This is a genomic window from Clostridium thermarum (genome assembly GCF_006351925.1).
GTDB lineage: Bacteria > Bacillota > Clostridia > Clostridiales > Clostridiaceae > Clostridium_AU > Clostridium_AU thermarum.
On sequence record NZ_CP040924.1, the window covers coordinates 2,027,794 to 2,045,851 of the forward strand.

At 36.1% G+C, this 18,058-nt stretch carries 17 protein-coding genes and 1 other annotated feature (1 of these 18 cut by a window edge); of the genes, 6 read left to right on the top strand and 11 right to left on the bottom strand.

Going from position 1 to position 18,058, the window contains the following annotated elements; genetic code table 11:
- Positions 1 to 188 (top strand) — a binding site (T-box leader); it begins 59 nt to the left of the window's first position.
- 55 nt (positions 189 to 243) lie between these two features.
- Positions 244 to 1,623: a TrpB-like pyridoxal phosphate-dependent enzyme gene (locus tag FHY60_RS09295; RefSeq protein WP_139904711.1), complete on the top strand. Its 1,380-nt coding sequence runs from the start codon at positions 244 to 246 to the stop codon at positions 1,621 to 1,623.
- 53 nt (positions 1,624 to 1,676) lie between these two features.
- On the opposite strand, the gene FHY60_RS09300 is transcribed toward FHY60_RS09295, so the two are convergent.
- Positions 1,677 to 1,994, bottom strand: coding sequence for a hypothetical protein (locus FHY60_RS09300; RefSeq protein ID WP_139904712.1), 318 nt, complete (start codon positions 1,992 to 1,994; stop codon positions 1,677 to 1,679).
- Between the two features lie 93 nt (positions 1,995 to 2,087).
- On the opposite strand from FHY60_RS09300, the gene FHY60_RS09305 reads away from it, so the two are divergent.
- Entirely contained in the window at positions 2,088 to 2,537 is a 450-nt protein-coding gene (locus tag FHY60_RS09305) for a hypothetical protein (protein WP_139904713.1), read from the top strand.
- A 191-nt stretch (positions 2,538 to 2,728) separates the two neighbouring features.
- Here the strand turns inward: FHY60_RS09305 and FHY60_RS09310 are convergent, their stop codons facing one another.
- From FHY60_RS09310 to FHY60_RS09340, 7 genes are all read right to left on the bottom strand, one after another.
- Positions 2,729 to 3,172 carry a hypothetical protein gene (locus FHY60_RS09310; protein WP_139904714.1) on the bottom strand — a complete coding sequence of 148 codons (444 nt, stop codon included), beginning with the start codon at positions 3,170 to 3,172 and terminating at the stop codon, positions 2,729 to 2,731.
- A gap of 360 nt (positions 3,173 to 3,532) precedes the next feature.
- Positions 3,533 to 4,351, bottom strand: a complete 819-nt coding sequence (locus FHY60_RS09315; protein WP_139904715.1) for a TPM domain-containing protein — start codon at positions 4,349 to 4,351, stop codon at positions 3,533 to 3,535.
- Positions 4,344 to 5,378 carry a TFIIB-type zinc ribbon-containing protein gene (locus tag FHY60_RS09320; RefSeq protein WP_139904716.1) on the bottom strand — a complete coding sequence of 345 codons (1,035 nt, stop codon included), beginning with the start codon at positions 5,376 to 5,378 and terminating at the stop codon, positions 4,344 to 4,346. Before FHY60_RS09320 ends, FHY60_RS09315 begins: the two co-directional genes overlap by 8 nt.
- A 15-nt stretch (positions 5,379 to 5,393) precedes the next feature.
- The gene (locus FHY60_RS09325) at positions 5,394 to 6,875 is read right to left on the bottom strand and encodes an SPFH domain-containing protein (protein WP_139904717.1); all 1,482 of its coding nucleotides are present in this window, start codon (positions 6,873 to 6,875) and stop codon (positions 5,394 to 5,396) included.
- A gap of 128 nt (positions 6,876 to 7,003) precedes the next feature.
- Positions 7,004 to 8,842: an ABC transporter ATP-binding protein gene (locus FHY60_RS09330; RefSeq protein ID WP_139904718.1), complete on the bottom strand. Its 1,839-nt coding sequence runs from the start codon at positions 8,840 to 8,842 to the stop codon at positions 7,004 to 7,006.
- The gene (locus FHY60_RS09335; protein WP_139904719.1) at positions 8,775 to 10,538 is read right to left on the bottom strand and encodes an ABC transporter ATP-binding protein; all 1,764 of its coding nucleotides are present in this window, start codon (positions 10,536 to 10,538) and stop codon (positions 8,775 to 8,777) included. The genes FHY60_RS09330 and FHY60_RS09335 overlap by 68 nt, the downstream gene beginning before the upstream one ends.
- A gap of 48 nt (positions 10,539 to 10,586) precedes the next feature.
- Entirely contained in the window at positions 10,587 to 11,576 is a 990-nt protein-coding gene (locus FHY60_RS09340; RefSeq protein ID WP_139904720.1) for a LacI family DNA-binding transcriptional regulator, read from the bottom strand.
- 169 nt (positions 11,577 to 11,745) lie between these two features.
- Here FHY60_RS09340 and FHY60_RS09345 point away from each other — a divergent pair, with 169 nt between their 5' ends.
- On the top strand, positions 11,746 to 11,961 hold the full coding sequence (locus FHY60_RS09345) for a hypothetical protein (protein WP_139904721.1): 216 nt from the start codon (positions 11,746 to 11,748) through the stop codon (positions 11,959 to 11,961).
- Positions 11,962 to 12,601: 640 nt separating this feature from the next.
- Complete coding sequence (locus FHY60_RS09350; RefSeq protein WP_207671419.1) at positions 12,602 to 13,456, top strand: DegV family protein; 855 nt, start codon at positions 12,602 to 12,604, stop codon at positions 13,454 to 13,456.
- A 186-nt stretch (positions 13,457 to 13,642) separates the two neighbouring features.
- On the opposite strand, the gene FHY60_RS09355 is transcribed toward FHY60_RS09350, so the two are convergent.
- From FHY60_RS09355 to FHY60_RS09365, 3 genes are all read right to left on the bottom strand, one after another.
- Positions 13,643 to 14,140, bottom strand: a complete 498-nt coding sequence (locus tag FHY60_RS09355; protein ID WP_139904722.1) for an SPOCS domain-containing protein — start codon at positions 14,138 to 14,140, stop codon at positions 13,643 to 13,645.
- A 250-nt stretch (positions 14,141 to 14,390) separates the two neighbouring features.
- Entirely contained in the window at positions 14,391 to 14,732 is a 342-nt protein-coding gene (locus FHY60_RS09360) for a P-II family nitrogen regulator (protein WP_139904723.1), read from the bottom strand.
- A 10-nt stretch (positions 14,733 to 14,742) separates the two neighbouring features.
- On the bottom strand, positions 14,743 to 16,119 hold the full coding sequence (locus tag FHY60_RS09365; RefSeq protein ID WP_139904724.1) for an ammonium transporter: 1,377 nt from the start codon (positions 16,117 to 16,119) through the stop codon (positions 14,743 to 14,745).
- Positions 16,120 to 16,497: 378 nt separating this feature from the next.
- Here FHY60_RS09365 and guaC point away from each other — a divergent pair, with 378 nt between their 5' ends.
- Positions 16,498 to 17,481 carry a GMP reductase gene (guaC, locus tag FHY60_RS09370; RefSeq protein ID WP_139904725.1) on the top strand — a complete coding sequence of 328 codons (984 nt, stop codon included), beginning with the start codon at positions 16,498 to 16,500 and terminating at the stop codon, positions 17,479 to 17,481.
- Positions 17,482 to 17,620: 139 nt separating this feature from the next.
- Positions 17,621 to 18,022: a hypothetical protein gene (locus tag FHY60_RS09375; RefSeq protein ID WP_139904726.1), complete on the top strand. Its 402-nt coding sequence runs from the start codon at positions 17,621 to 17,623 to the stop codon at positions 18,020 to 18,022.
- The last annotated feature ends 36 nt before the right edge of the window (positions 18,023 to 18,058 follow it).

Here is an 18,058-nt window from a genome sequence, read left to right on the forward strand (position 1 = left end):
GGTGTGAGCCGGTAACAGGTTCTTAGCCGAATGGACTTATGAAGGCAGACCGAAAGGATTTATCCAAGTAGGCTCTGACGGGAACTCTACCCGTTATAAATTGAGCGTATATAATATGTATACGAAATAAGTGGGTGTTTATAACCAAGCTGGGTGGTACCGCAGGAGTTTAGGCTCTTGTCCCTTTTATTAGGGGCAAGGGCCTTTTTATATATAATAAATATCTGAAAGGAGAAGATGAAAATGAGTAAAGTACCCTTTAGAATATATCTGTCGGAAAAGGAAATTCCACGTCAATGGTATAATCTTAGAGCAGATATGAAAGAGCAACATGACCCATATATTAATCCCGGAACCATGAAAGAAGCAAAGTTAGAAGACCTTTATCCTGTATTTTGCGAAGAACTGGCAAAACAGGAGATGGATATAGAAAGCAGATATATAGACATTCCAGAGGAAATCTTGGAATTTTATAAAATATACCGTCCATCTCCTCTGTGCCGAGCTTACAATCTAGAAAAAGCTTTAGGAACTCCGGCAAGGATCTATTATAAATTTGAAGGTAATAACACCTCAGGAAGTCATAAGTTAAATTCTGCTGTGGCACAGGTTTATTATGCTAAAAATCAAGGTATTACCTCCTTGACTACAGAGACAGGAGCCGGCCAATGGGGTACTGCTCTATCAGAAGCATGTGCTTATTTCAATATTCCGCTGACAATATATATGGTTAAGGTATCAGCGGAGCAAAAGCCATATCGTAAAGCCATTATGGAGACCTTTGGAGCAAAGGTTATTCCAAGCCCATCAAATTTAACTAATGCTGGACGTGCTATCTTAGCTAAGAATCCTACCACCGGAGGTAGCTTAGGTTGTGCAATTTCTGAAGCAATTGAACATGCAGTAAGTGAAGAAAATTGTAGATATGTTCTAGGGTCAGTATTAAACCAGGTACTACTTCACCAATCAATTATAGGTCTGGAAGCAAAACTGGCTATGGAGAAAATTGATGAGTATCCGGACATTATAATTGGTTGCGCCGGTGGTGGATCAAACCTTGGTGGACTAATTGCTCCTTTTATGCAGGATAAACTCTTAGGTAAGGCAAAGCCACATTTTATAGCAGTGGAACCAGCCTCCTGTCCATCCTTAACAAGAGGAAAATATGCCTATGACTTCTGTGATACCGGTAAGATTACTCCACTGGCTAAAATGTATACTCTTGGATGTGAGTTTATCCCCTCCCCCAACCATGCAGGCGGACTGCGATATCACGGCATGAGCCCACTGCTGTCTAAGCTTTATCATGAAGGATTATTGGATGAAGCATTGGCAGTAGAACAGAGTAAGGTGTTTGAAGCAGCAACACTATTTGCAAAATGCGAAACAATACTCCCTGCTCCAGAGTCCTCTCATGCTATTTATGGTGCCATAAAAGAAGCACTTGAATGCAAGGAAACCGGGGAAGCTAAGACGATACTATTTGGTCTTACTGGGACGGGATATTTCGATATGCAGGCCTATATGCAGTATAACACTGGTAAGATGACTGACTATATTCCAACAGACGAAGATTTACAAAAGGGATTTGACTCTTTACCCAAAATACCAGGGATCCAATAATGTAACAAAAAAGGCTGCCAAGTTGGCAGTCTTTATATTTCAATTGGAAAAAGTTACTTCCTTGCCTCTGACATTTCTAACAATAGATACTGAAATTTTGTTAAGGCCTCTATTCTTTTATCATAAAATTCATTTTTGCTTATAATATCTCTTATTTGGCTGTTTATCATGTTTCTTTCTCTTCTTATCCCGGTGACTTTAGCCTGCAACATTTCTTTTTCCCTTTGCTTTTCTTCAATTAGTGGGTTGTACATAACTCTGATAATTTCTCTTTTATTACCCTCAAACTTAATTTCTGATTCTGTTTTTGCGGCAAAGGCTTTAATGTAATCAATAATATTTGATATACTATTTAATAATGACTCTTTCATGAGGCCACCTCCTATTTTATTATATGTTATTTTGTGAAACCAGAAAAGGGATCATTCAACCAGTGCTGTAATCAAAGGAGCGTGTTTCATACAATGGATAATATAAATTTCAGATTTTTAAGCGGTATATACCTGAAAATAAAAAATATCAAATTGAAGTCTTTAGAGGATCAAATAGATAAGTTAAAGGCTGTAATTAATGAAGAAAGCGCTAAGCTGCTTGAAGAGAAAGCCCAACTTCAAAAGCTGCAAGAAGAGAATTCGATAATTATAGATAAATACTTAAAGATGGAAGACCTTTTTAAAAATCAGAAAAAGATTCTAACAATAAAAAATTACGGCTATCGACTGGAAAGATGGGAAAATGTTTATATAATAAAACAGTCCTCAGGCTATTTTATTCAGTCAAAAAGACAGGAAAACATCTATCAATTTGAAGATAACATGAGGACTTTCTTGGACCATCTATTAACTTTGGAATACAGCATTATAGTGCTTTCAGTGGATAAAAACATAATTAATCTCCAATTGAGTTTAAAATAACTATTTTAGGTGCCTTGGACAATTGTCGCCATTGGTGAACCACTTACAAGGTCTGCAACCTAAACATTTTACTACAGGTTGTCCTTCTTTAATGTGGTTGACAAGCATATTAATTATATCTTAAAAGAAAAAAATAAAGCAGCTTAATGAAAATATACAAAATATCTCAAAAAGCTGCTTATAACTCATCATTAATCCTTGGTGTTAGACACCTTATTCAGCTTATCTGCAACAAGATCCCACTCATATACTTCACCATTTGACTTATCAATAAAATACCAGGTAACCGTTGCCCTATGGCCTTCTCCGGTATCAGGATCATCAATAACGGTCTCATATAAGTGTATTACAAAATAATCTTTCCCATCTCTTTTATCCATATGGTCAAATTCTAAAGCATAACCCTCAGCTATGTCTCCTATGAGCTTTTTCACATTTTCTACAGCATCTTCCTGGGTCAGCTCAATTTTCTCTTCCGCTTTATTTTCCACCGGAACAGAAGTTTCAGTGTTTTCGATTTTTGTTGAATTTGCTAGCTTTGTCTGTGACTCATCCTTCAAGGCCTTCTTCGCACAACCCAAAAGCAAGCTAAAACATATAACAATGATTAATATCAATGATGAAAGTTTCTTCATTTTAAGTACTCCTTAAACTTGATAATTTTTAAGGTCTAAATAGTCTATAATTTTCCACTAATAGGCAAAGATCTTGTATTTAGCTTCATTACATTTGCTTAAGTGTAAAAGAGCTGTCTTCAGAGCTTAAAAAAAGTAGTAATGAACAGATGAAAGCAACATATCGCTTTTTCTTTTGTATTATCATTGTAAATCCTCCATTAAGTTTAGTTGCTCAATTTAGCAGTTATTAGTATGACACATCTGTAATAATATTTATACCATTTCACAGTAAATGAGGTACATAAGCTGTTTGCTTTATATAATGGCTTACCTATTTTTAAAAAGGACCACGCATGATTGCATGATCCTTTTTTGCTGTTAAAAACCTCCACCACCACCGCCATGGGATCTGCCGCTGCTTCCTCTATGGGTAGTACTCTTTGAACTGGAATTAGTATTGGTTTCAATTACAGTTCTAGTTGTAGACTCTCTTATAAAATCATCTCTGCTGGCAGAAAGTTCAAAAGATCCGGCCTCCTCATAGGTACTGCTATTTATTGTTACCTTGCCCTCACTGGAAGAAGAAGCTATTAGAGTAGCAATCAATGCTACAGCAATGGCAATTAAATATACGTAGAAAGACTTCATCAATCTCAAAACTCTTTGAAAATATGTGCTGCTATCTACACTTTCTTCATCTACACGGTGTTGTCCAGCAGGTACACCCATTTTAGCATAAGACTTTACATCTCTAATAAAAGTAGTACATGCTTCATAATATTTGCCGTTGGATAAGGATGTAGTTACATTTTTAACCATAGTAGATATCCTGTTGTCAGTGAAGATATCAATAGCCCTACCGGTGGTGGATATCCAGACTTCTCTTTGTGCCATATTAATTAGCATTAACAGGCCTGAATAATCACCATCAACCCCATATCCGCCATAATCATAAAAATCATCAGCAAAATCTCTTGAAGACTTGCCTTCTGTTTCATCTGTTATTACAACAACCGCTTCAAGGTTATAATCTGCTATGATGCTGTCAATATCAGATTGAAGAGTTAGTATTTCACTATCTGTAAGATAGTCTAAATCATCAATTATGTTCTTACTGGATGCAGCTTTTACAGTAGTTTGACCCAGAAATACTGCGAAGAAGATTATTAATAGACAGATGCTTATTTTCTTAAACAAAGATTGCACCTCCAAACACAGCCACAAGCCAAACTGCAGTATAGACTGCCAAGCCAAATAAGAGCTGTTTCTTAAAGCTAATTGGAGTATCTCCCACTACTTTACCAGTTTGCCCATTTACAATAAATACATGCTCTTTCCCCTTATACTTATTAATCAGCAAATATACAGGCAGCATACAATAATCCTCGGTTGTGTCCATAAGCATTACCTGCTTATTTCTCATATTATATGAGGAATAGCCTGATACTGTGGTCCTAAGCTTGTCCTCAATGTACTTCTCAACCCTTTCTTTCATTACACCTTTTGCCTCACCAGCCTCCACATCATACTTTTCTGCCATAAATCCGGACATATAGTGTATTGAGAAATCTGTCAGCGCTGAATAATCATAAGGTTCAATCATGTGCATATATTTATCATCCAATTTTTTTGAGGCATCAACTGGAACCTTTTTATATAAGGCATTACCCTTTCGAAGAACCCTATAGTAACTGGTCTGGGTATATCTATACTTCCCCTGTGTCCATGATTTTACCCTTGTGCCTTCACCGTCAATCATACCTTCTGCACGGGTATCAAAGAGCCAAAAAGGTGCATATATACCTGTAATCTTTTCTATTTCTTCTTTCTGTTTAAATTCACTGGGGGCAAAGATTCTCTTACCAATCCACTTTTTATACAGGTCTTGGGCCTGAGCCTTGGTTAATTTGAAGGGAATAAGGTTTTTGGGCTTAAATTTACCGGAGAATCTTGATCTAATAATAGTTGGATTTTTACAGTATAAGCAGAAGGTAGCTGCAGTTGTATCATCTGCAATTAGCTCTGCACCACAACTTGTACAATGATATGAGTTTAATTCCGGCTCCTCCTTATCCAGAGAATCTTCTGCTTTTTTATAAACTGCATCAATTTGCTCTTTTGTAAACTCACTGAAGCAATAATGGCACTTCCAGTGCTGAGAAGGAGGATCGAACTCCAATCCCGCCTTACAATTTAGACATTTATATTCTTTTACTGAACCCATCACCTTTCTCCTTTTCTACATCTTCTTGTCAAGATCATTAAAAGGATCTCCGCACTTTGGGCAAAATGCCGGTGGTTTTTTAGGATCTTCAGGAGTCCATCCACATTTATCGCACTTGTAAGTAGATGATGGTGTTAATTCCGGTCTCTTATTTCCACATTTAAAGCAGAAATTATCCTCATTTACATTACCGCAGGTACACGTCCATTTTTTTAGTTCAGGTTTCTTGCTGCCACAGTTTGGGCAGAAGTTGCCATCAGTAACAGTCTTTCCACAAGAACATTTCCAAGCTTCTCCTGAGGACTTAGCTTCAGGAACCGGCTTCTTATTACCGCACTTTGAGCAGAATAGTGCGTCTGTTGGCATGTTGTTGCCGCAGGTGCATACCCAACCTCCCGCTGCAGGTGTATTTATATTAACCTGAGGATTGAGGATTTGCTGGTTTGGCATGGCCCCCATGAATCCAGCGGTATTCATTCCCATGGACATACCTGCAAAGCCTAACATTGCTCCTCCCGGGTTAGACCCAGCTGCTTCTAAGCCAGAGGCAATACTTCCCACCATTCTGGCAGCACGGGCATTTGGATCAAACAAAATTGAATCATTAGCATACTTTTCAAGTAATTGATCTGTTTTCTCATCAAAGGATATACCGGCAATACCAACACTTTGAATACAAAAACCTCTTTTATCCAGCCATTCCTTATCGAGTACTTCAGCCATATATTGACCTAGTTCCATAGTTCTGCTAGGTATATCTGAAACCAGTACATTATGCATAGACAAAGTAGATAGGGCTGTAGTATAAGCCATTAGGAATTCATTGAGGTACTGTTCAGCTAAATCAAAAGTAGTTAGTGTAGCCTTGCCTGTTTTTCCACACACTTCATTGTAAAATAATATTGGGTCTACTACTTTTATTGAATAGGTTCCAAAGGAAGTTACCTTACAAGGTACAATTCTTCCAGGGACCAATACCCTGTCAGTATAAGATACCGGATTTCTTGTGCCAAATCGAATATCTGTAATTTCCTGCTTATTTATATATATTACCTTTTGCTTATAGGGAGTAACGCCACCAAATTTAAAACGCTCCCAAGAGTCTTTAAGGGTGTTTTTTATTCCACCAGATCTCTCTATAGAATTTCTTTCGGTATTATTATAATCCACTATATATTTTTCTTCCTCGGACTTAAAAAAAATAGATGGGGATCGGGAGTTATCTACCTGAAAATAACCTTCCTCATCGGTAGCAGCTATTACTTTTCCACCATCAACCAATAACATGTAGGTATTAGCTGGTACATGTATAATTGAACCATTGGAAATGACATCTTCTGTTCCCTTTCTATTTGAACTTCTAGAATCTCCCCTTCTAACTTGAATACCATAGGTAGCCAAAGTAGATTTATCCATTTGAGCCGGTTCTATAACCTCTAACCACTGATCTGCTAAGGTGCCTCCAATAGCTCCGGCTGCTGCCTTAATTACACCCATATATCCATCTTCCTTTCATTTTTATACTTTTAAATATATTCTACCTAAAAGCAGGAAATTCCTTTATAGTGTTGTAACAAAAATGCAGCTGCAGGATAATCTTGAAACTGCATTTTATAAGCTTAGTTTTAAGCTTCACCTGTAAGTACATGAATCTCATCATCCATTGGGCTGTAACGTGCTCTTTGATTAGTACAAAGTCTGTAATAATAGCCACCCTTTTTATAAAGCTCTGCATGGTTCCCCATTTCGATAATCTCACCATGCTTTAGCACTATAATTTTATCTGCATTTCTTATAGTAGATAGCCTGTGAGCAATTACGAGAGTAGTACGTTCCCTTGATACATTCTCTATGGTCTTCTGTATCAGTTTCTCTGTGTGGGTGTCTACATTTGAAGTAGCCTCATCTAATATCAATATAGAGGGATTATGAGCTAAAGCTCGTGCAAACGAAAGCAACTGCTTTTGCCCCGCTGAAAAGGTGCTCCCCCTTTCCATTACCTTAGACTTAAGTCCATCATCCATACTATCTATAAACTCATTGGCGCAGGACATTTCTACCGCTTTTTGCACTATACTGCCATCTATATTATCATTAAGAGTAATATTCTTTTCAATTGTTCCTGAAAATAGAAAGACATCTTGAAGCACTACAGCAACATTTCTTCTCAGGTCTTTTGGCCTGATATCATCGACATTAATTCCATCAATTAAAATTTCGCCCTTTTGTACTTTATAAAAACCACTAATCAAATTGATAATAGTAGTCTTACCAGCTCCTGTCTCTCCTACAAAGGCTGCTGTTTCTCCCATTTTTATCTTAAAGCACACATTCTTTAATATCCAATCCCTGTCGTTATAGGAGAACCAAACATTTTTAAATTCAATATCTCCTTTAATCTTCTCCATAGGAATTCCTGAATCCAAGTCTTCAGTGTTACCTTCCTGATCCAACAGTTCAAATATTCTATCGGAAGAGACTAGAGCTGACTGAATTGTGGTATAATTATCTGCCAAATCCGAAATTGGATTGTAAAATTGCTGAATGTAGGTTACAAAGGCGTATAAAACTCCAATCTCCAAGGTTTGATTGCTGATCCTACCCATACCGTACCAAAGAAGAACTGCCACTGATAGATTTTTAAAGATTTCGGAGGCTGGTCTTAGAAAACTATTAAGCCATACTTGGTATTTTGCATTTTCTAAGTAGGCGTTATTTAATTTCTGAAATCCCTTTAACTTTTCCTTCTCCGCTCTAAAAATCTGAACTAATCTCATTCCGGATATATTTTCTGCCATATAGCCATTTATTTGTCCTATATATGTTTTCATTATCTTAAAATTACTCTCTATTTTGTTATTAAGCTTGAAAACCATCAAAGCCATAAAAGGTAATACACAAAAGGATACTAGAGCAAGCTTTACATTTAAGGCCAGCATGGCATAGACTATACCAATTAGCAGAAATATATCTTTAAAAAGATTTATAATTACATCTGTGTACATTTCACTTAAGGCTTCTATGTCATTAGTTGCCCTGGTTATCAATCTACCAGAGGAAGTCTTATCAAGGTATGAAAGCGGCATCAATTGTATAAGTCTGAACACTCTCCTCCTTAGGCCACTCATAATTTCTTGTGCAGCTTTATTAATCAAATTTACTTGAGTAATAGAAAGTAATCCACTGATACTTACAACAAGAAAATATATAATTCCCATGGATGTTATAGAATATAGGCCCTTGGAGGGAAGGCCCTTTATTAGAAAATCGTCGATTACAAGCTTTAGTATATATGGTTTCACCAAGGTAGCTCCGTTTACTAAAATTACACATAGGGCCGATAAGGCAATAAGTTTCCAAAATGGCAAAGCTAGTTGTAAAAGTCTGATAAGGTTTTTAACTCTCGGACGCTTCGAAGATGAATTTGTTATTTTGGTCTTTTGACTGTTCTTCATAAATTTCATAGTATAGCCCCCTCTCCTCCAACAATTGTTGGTGTGTCCCACATTCACAGATTCTCCCCTTATCCATAACGACAATTAAATCCGCATTTTTAACAGAGGAAATCTTATGTGCTATAATAATAGCAGTTTTATCTTTTCTCACTTTGGCAAAGTTACTTAGAATTTGTGCCTCTGTTATGGTGTCAACAGCTGATAGGGAATCATCTAAAATCAGTATCGGTGGGTTCTTTATAAAGGCTCTAGCCATAGAAACTCTTTGCTTTTGACCACCGGATAGGTTCACTCCTCGTTCGCCTAACATTGTATCAAAGCCGTTGCTAAAGCCCATGATACTATCATAGATGCAGCTGGCCTTAGCTGCAGCTTCGATGTCCTTGTCACTGAAGATGTCTTTAAAAAATGTTATATTATCTTTTATTGAGGCTGAAAACAAAAAATTATCTTGAGGTACATAACCAAAGCCTTCTCTTAAAGTTTCCAAAGAATAATCATTAATATCTATACCATCAATTACAATTTTTCCGGAGTCAACATTATAAAGCTTTAACAGTAGATTGGCCAAAGTACTCTTTCCAGAGCCCGTGCGTCCAATAATTCCTAAAGTACTTCCTTTTTTAATATTTAAATTTATATTTTCCAAAGCTTTAACTTCCGTGGCGGGATAGGAAAATTCTAAATTTTTTATATAAATTTCACCTTTTATGGGAGTATTGACAGATGCCTGTCCGTCTTTAACGGCAGGTTCTGCATTAAATATCTCTTGTAATCTTTTATAGGAGGCAGCACCTCTTTGGAATATATTTATCACTCTCCCTATGGAGTTTATAGGACCCATAATCATTGTTAAATAGGTATTAAAAGCTATGAAATCGCCCACTGAAATTGTTCCATTTTGCACCATATTTCCACCGATAATTAAATTAAGGGCAAAACTTATACTAAAACATATTTCTATCATGGGGGATAGCAGAGAAGATGCCTTAACCATACTAAGATTGGCATCCATCATTTCCTTATTCAGCCTTTCGAAATTTTCTACTTCATAATCTTCTTGTACATAGGCCTTTATAACACGGATCCCATATATATTTTCCTGAACCCTGTCAGATATGGCTCCAAAGCCTTCTTGAACTCTTTTGAAGCGCCTTCGGATTTCAGCTCCTATTTTTATCATAAAGACAACAATTACCGGTATGGGCAGTAAAGAAATAAGAGTAAGTTTCCAATTAACTGCTTGGATCATGGAATATATAGAAGTACTGCACAATACGGTACCGTTGATAGACATGGCCATAGCGGGACCAAAACTCATTCTTATGGCACCAATGTCATTAATGGCATAGGCGATTAAATCTCCGGTTTTTCTATTGTTATAAAATTCCGGTGACAACAATTGCAAGTGCTTAAATAATTCTTCCCTTAATAAGCATTCCAGATTACGGTTATTTCTCATTACTAAGTTTCTCCAAATATAAGTACATCCAAAGCTAAGAGCGGCAACCAGCATAATATATAAAATATTTCTTTTTACATCTTCCAAGTTAAAATTGCTGGTTTTTAAAATATCTATGGTAGAACCCAAAAGCTTAGGAAATATTGAAGCAATATAAGAAGCTGAAAACATAAAACAAAGCCCCAAGGCATAAGATAGTTTATTTTGAATTATAAAATCAATAATTATATTTTTTTTCTTCATATCAAGTCTCCTCATGAATTTTTGTCAAATATGCGAAACTTTCTTCATCTATAACGATGCCACTGAATCACGCTCAACTATTGTCCCATTAATTGTAATATTCTCGTAGGGCTTATAGGGATGGTTGATTCTCTTTATTAGCAGTTCCACTGCAGCCTCACAGGAATATTCAATATGGAAGTCCAAAGTAGTCAGGGCCGGGATAGATATGGCAGACATTTCCGAGTTTCCGCTGCCAATTACGGATATATCCTTGGGAACACTTATTCCTCTTTCGTAAAGAAATTTTATAAGTTTAATGGCTACCAAATCCCATTGACAAATAATAGCTGTTGGTCTCTCGTTATAGTATATAAGCCGGTCTAATCTTTCCTCAAAAGCATCCTCAATGTCCAGGAAGAACTCTTCATTTATGGATAAATTATAGTCCTCTAAAGCCGAAGTAATCCCCAGAAGTTTCTCCCTATTTTTAAAACTCTTGGTATTACCAAGAAATCCGATACGCTTATGACCTTTGCATATCAAGTACTCACATTGCTTGTAGCCACCATTATTAAAATTAAACCACACACTATCATAGTTAAAGGATGGTGAATAACCGGTGTAAAATACTGAATTTTTAATTTTCTGGTTTAAGAAATTGACGTATTCATCATCAAATCTGCCTATGTAAATAATGCCATCAAAGTTATGTCCCTTAGCTAATTTGTGAGGTAGATAAAGCTTTTGCTGATTTTCTCTTTCAACAAATTCTACACTATATTCTGCACCAAACTTCTGCAGTGCTTTCTCAATTCCTTGAACCTTATAACTAAAGTTACTGTTATCCTGCACATAGGGTCTTTGGTGAAGAACCAAAATATTGATGTCTTCTTTATTTTTGTTTTTGACGTAGCCCATTTCCTTAGCTTTAGCAATTATCTTACTCCTTAGGTCTTCGCTGACACCCGCTTGTCCTGTAAGTGCCCTGCTAACAGAAATTGCTGAGATACCAAGGGCTTCAGCAATATCGTTTATTGTTATCTTTGCGTTTCTCATAGTTTTCACCTCTAGATAGATTATACGTTATAGAAAGTTATTTTACAACGTTATGTAATATAGTTTTTTATCGTTATAGTATAACTAATCCTAGAGGGTATATTTAGTTTAATAAAGGATATTATATAAGGAGAATGAGTTTAATACTTAAAATGGGAGGTTATAGAATATGGTTCATAGAAGTCATGTGGATATTGAAAAGATAAATAAGTTACCAAAAGGTAGAGCCTTCGAGTATAAAGATGTTGTACAAGATGATTTCCCTATAGATGAGCGTGCAGAAGACGGAAAAATTTTTAATTCCGAAGTTGAGAACGGAGTATTTAGTAATGTCATAGTATCCAATGAAAGAGCTCATACTACGGTAAAATATAAGAAGATATAAATAAAAAATTTAGTAACAGAATAAGTATGTATGAAATTTTATCTAGAAGGTTCTCTTGTTTTAGGTGTCTTTAAAAATGAGATTTCGGCTGAACTTTATGGGGCTGTGGCATTAACGATTAAAAATCCCTAATGCCACAGCCCCTTTTTTCCTTATAATCACAAAATTCAACTTGACACAATTAAATCATAGATTTAAAATAATGACAATCTGTCATGTGACAGGTTGTTAGTAATAAGGATATGAAGCAATTTTCTAAGTGCACTATCAAAAATCAATGTATAAATTGGCTTCTTTAATATATAGATACTGACAAATTAGACCTGCAATCCTAATATAAGGAACATATCATGCAGGAATATAAAAAAAGTTAAACATTTTAAAGCGTGGAATGTTAATAGACAAGCCATTGAAAGATAAAAAATGAAACTGAAAGTATTGCTTTTGATGATATAATAGGATATGAGTTTAAAACAATCCTTAATAATGATTATTATAAAGCGAACAGGGGCTTTTTTACCCAAAATGGTAATCCTAGCATCATGATTGACAGATATAATAATACTGGCAAAGATAGTGGCTATAAAGTATCCTGCTGAAGCTTTAAGAGAAGAATAAACTAAATAAGAATGGAGTGAGTATGTTGAGTAAAGTAATTCTCAGCGCTGACACAACCTGTGACCTTGGTGAGGTTTTAAAAGAAAAGTACAGCATCAGTTATTATCCGCTTCATGTCATTTTAGGTGATAAACAGTTTCAAGATGGCGTAGACATAACCCCCGACAAAATTTATGAAACATATAACGAGAAGCGTATTTTACCAAAAACTGCTGCTGTAAACCCTGATGAATATTACAAGTATTTTAAGAAGTGGACAGATGAAGGTTATGAAGTAATTCATGTAAACCTTGGCTCCGGCATATCCTCACCCTATCAAAACAGCTGTATAGCAGCAGAAGAATTAAAAAACGTTTATACCATTGATTCACAAAATTTATCTACCGGAACAGGACTACTTGTACTGGAAGCTGCCGATAGAATTGCACAGGGCATGCCTGCTGCTCAAATTCAGGAGGAAATAAATACTTTACGAACAAAAGTCCATGCAAGCTTTGTGCTAGACAGTCTCACTTTTCTTGCTGCTGGCGGCAGATGTTCTGCACTAACGGCCTTTGGTGCCAATATATTAAACATAAAGCCCTGTATCGAAGTGGATAATACCAGCGGAAGAATGGGTGTTGGAAAGAAATATCGTGGCTCTCTTGATAAAGTACTAAAGCATTATACCGAAGATAAGCTTAAGGACCGTACCGATTTAAAGCTGGATAGAGTCTTTATCACCCACTCAGGCATATCTGATGAACGGATTGAACTTGTTAAAAACACTATCAAAGAGCTTGCGGATTTTAAGGAAATATTAGTAACCCGAGCAGGATGTACAATTTCTTCCCACTGCGGCCCCAACACACTTGGTGTCCTATTTATGACAAAATAGCCATTATATATCATATATTATAAAATCAAAAACCTTGGTTTATCTATTTATGATAGACAAGCCAAGTATGGAAGATGCTGAATGCACGGGATTACGCTGAAGGAATGTCATTGTTAATAACTGAAATATTTTAACCTTGAAAAAAAAGAGCTGTCGCTCTTTTTTAGTGCGACAGCTCTATATCATTTAGCATTTCTTTTTGCAGCAGGAATCTATTTCACATTCGCAATCCCAGTCGTCATCCCAGTAATCATACTTTGGTTCTTCAAAATATGGGTCTACAACTATAGTTGATTTAACTACAGCACATCTGGAGCTTACTTTTTTAATAGAGCATTTTTCTACATATGCATCTAAATCACAAAGCTCCATGTAGCAGCCACAGAAATCCAAAGCTTGTTTGAATGGAACTACGAAGGTCTCAGTAAATATCTTATTGCATCCGCATTTATCGTTTGAACAATATTTGATCTTTATAAATTTGCATCCAGAAACCATTAGCTTGAAACCATCACAGTGCTTTATAACTTTTTTGTCTTTTATTTCAACTTTTACAGCACCCTCTAAAATTGTGGTAATACAGGGTTTAGGACAGCCAATACAAACTTTGTCGACTTCATGGAATTTTGATGAGAATTTTGTATCCTTGTCATCAGTGCAGTCATCGAATTCTTCTTTATACATATGGTTACCCCCTTTTTTATCTATTTAGTTTTATAGTATATAATATTCAAGTAATTACAAAATGTTTCTAAAATATCATTATAGATTCAATTTATTTCATACTACTGCCAATAATCACTTTATTCGATATAAAAAGTTAGGATACCACATATGTAATTTGTTGATAAACTAATTATCTATTTTTCTCGATTTATTTTGATAAAAAATACAGGAATGCATTAATAATATAGTGCATTCCTGTAAAACCTAATCACAGCGCATCATCATCCTCTTCACCGGTTCTTATCCTAATGACGCTTTCAACATTGTAAATAAATATTTTTCCATCGCCGAATTCTCCCACACGGGCGCTGTCAATTATTATTTTTTTCACAGTTTCCAAATCCTCATCTCTTATTACTAGGTCAATCATGACCTTAGGAAGTAAATCAACTTGATACTTTTCTCCCCTCCAGGCCTGTACTATCCCCTTTTGATTTCCATGGCCCATGACTTCGCTTATTATAATTCCACCTGAGCAACCTGCTGCATCAAGAGCTTCACGGACATCACTTAATTTATCAGGCTGAATAACTGCTTTTATATGCTTCATTATATTAACCTCACTTTGCTATAATTTTTGCTGGTTCCGAACTTTCTCTTACACTTGAAACAGCATGTATATCATCTTTTACATGCAGGTAAGAAGTCTTTCGGATAACAAATTCCGGATATGCTTGATTACCATGTTCACCAATATCAAGTCCTTCAATTTCTTCCTTAAGGGAAACACGAAGACCTAGGGTCTTTTTAATTACCAACCAAGTAATCACTGATAGAACTACTACAAAAGCACCGGCACTTATTACTCCTAAAGCCTGAATTCCTAAAAGTTTTACGCCTCCACCGTAAAAGAGTCCATTAGCAGTAGATAAGGATGTTACCCCTTCCTTTGCAAATAGTCCTGCAGATAGGGTTCCAAATATACCATTGGCCAAGTGAACAGCTAATGCTCCAACCGGGTCGTCTAGTTTTAACTTATCAAACTTAATAACTGCAAATACTACTATAACACCGGCTACTGCACCTATAAGCAAGGAAACAGGTATAGTTACGTAGGCGCATACAGGTGTAATTGCAACCAAACCTGCAAGCAAGCCATTAATTGACATTCCCAAGTCAGGTTTTCCTCCAACCTTCCAAATAACTGCTGTAGCAACAAGCATACCAACGATACCACCACTATTAGTAGCAACTAATATATGTGCAATGGCATCTGGATCCATTGCCATAGTTGAACCAGGGTTAAATCCAAACCAACCTAGCCAAAGTACAAAAGCACCAATGGTAGCTAGTCCAATATTGTGACCGGGTATAGGATTTATTTTTCCATCTTTAGTATACTTACCAACTCTTGGCCCTAATATAATTACACCAGTCAAGGCTGCCCATCCTCCAACGGAATGAACTGCTGTACCACCGGCGAAATCCATGAAGCCCAGCTGTGATAACCATCCTCCTCCCCAGATCCAGTGTCCAACTAGGGGATAAACAAGTAATGTCAGTATGAATGAAAATACTATAAAGGAAATATACTTAATTCTCTCTGCAACAGCACCGGAAACGATAGTTGCCGCCGTACCACAAAATACTAATTGGAAAAAGAACTTTGCCCAAAACGGTACTCCAGCCCAAGATATGGCAGTATATACCCCCTTATACGCTTCGCCCACAGCCGGTGAATTATCTGTACCACTGGCGAAGAATAGTCCTTGAGTACCCACAAAGCCATTTCCATCACCAAACATCAAGCCCCATCCTAAAAAGTAAAATCCTAGAGATGAAACAGCAAAAACAATGAAATTTTTCGATAGAATATTAACTGTATTTTTTGAACGTGCAAATCCGCTTTCAACAGAAGCGAAACCAAGATTCATGAAGAAAACAAGCATAGCACATAGTAAAACCCATAAGGTATCTAATAAAACTTGATTATCCATTTCAAAACCTTCCTTCTATAATTTATAAGTTCAAAGCCAGCTTTTAATTATCGATATAACCTAGGTTATAGTATTATTATAAAAGAAACCTAAAATTTAGCTTGAATATTTATCCATCACTTCTGACTTTGCTACTTTAGCAAAATAAACCTTTTCAAAATAAGTTATTAATAAATATACTCTGTTTGATAACGTTTATTTTGTTAATGTCAACTTAGGCAAAGTTAGACCATCTTGTAAAACAAAAACCACTGTATTAATACAATCTGAATAAACTCCAAAAAGCTTTGACACATTAATATAAATGAAGTAAAATATCTATGTACGAACATTAATATATAATGGATTACTATTATTCGTATCAGAGGAGTGTTATTTATGGAAAATGTATTTGATTATGAGGATATTCAACTAATTCCAGCCAAATGTGTAGTAAACAGCCGTTCAGAATGTGATACACGTGTAACATTGGGCAATCGTACCTTTAGATTACCCGTAGTACCAGCGAATATGCAGACAATAATAGATGAAAAAATTGCAAACTTTTTAGCTGAGAATGGGTATTTCTATATCATGCATCGTTTCCAGCCGCAAAAGCGACTGGATTTTGTAAAAGACATGCAGCAACGCGGATTGTTCGCATCAATTAGTGTTGGGGTAAAAAAAGAAGAATTTACTTTCATAGAACAATTGGCAAAGGAAAAGCTTTCACCGGAATACATAACTATTGATATAGCACATGGTCATTCCGACTCTGTAATAAATATGATCAAGCATATTAAGTACCATCTCCCAGAAAGTTTTGTTATTGCCGGAAATGTTGGCACACCTGAAGCTGTAAGAGAACTGGAGCATGCCGGTGCAGATGCTACAAAAGTAGGTATAGGTCCAGGTAAGGTATGTATAACTAAAATCAAAACCGGCTTTGGAACCGGCGGTTGGCAGTTAGCTGCACTAAGATGGTGTGCAAAGGCAGCAAGTAAACCGGTTATAGCCGATGGTGGTATCCGTACTCATGGTGATATAGCTAAATCAATAAGGTTTGGAGCTACCATGGTTATGATAGGCTCCTTGTTTGCAGGCCATGAAGAGTCCCCTGGTGAAACCATTGAGATAGATGGCAAGCTATATAAGGAATACTTTGGCTCAGCTTCTGAATTTCAAAAGGGAGAAAGAAAGAATGTTGAGGGCAAGAAGATGTTTGTTGAATTCAAAGGTCCTTTGAAAGATACCCTCATTGAAATGGAGCAAGACCTTCAGTCCTCAATTTCCTATGCCGGCGGAAAAAATCTAGAAGCAATACGAACAGTAGACTATGTTATTGTTAAAAATTCAATATTTAATGGTGATAGGGTATTTTAGACTAAAATAACCGCTGAAAGTACTTCAGCGGTTATTCTTTTATATAATATAGTTATATTTTTTTCTTGATCAGACATAATTATAACTTTATTGGTAATTATAATTATAAGTATAGTTGCATATTTTACGAGGTGATCTAATGAAAAAGAAAGCTATTTGCATCTTAATTGTTAGTATATGTATTATTGGTCATTATAATAGCACAACAGTTGCTGCTGAAGATTTCTCTTCAAGAGAAACCCAGCTTTCATCAACGTCAATACCAAAGAAGATAAAACTTCTCCGTTCTAATACAACTTTGAAACACGGAGATATAGGAATAATTACTATTAAAGGTGAGCCCGGCGTCGTATATAAGATTGAAAGCTCCTATGCCATAGGTAGTCGCGTAATTCCTGTAAATCAAGTACGTACTGGCAATTCGAAGGGTATAGTTACCTTCAATTGGGTGGTAGGCGAAGATACCGTGCCAGGGACCTATCCTATAAAAATTTCCGGCAACGGTGAAGTACTAGAACTTACACACACAGTACTGCCTTAAAATTTCAATAAGTATGCAATCTATTTGTAAAAATTT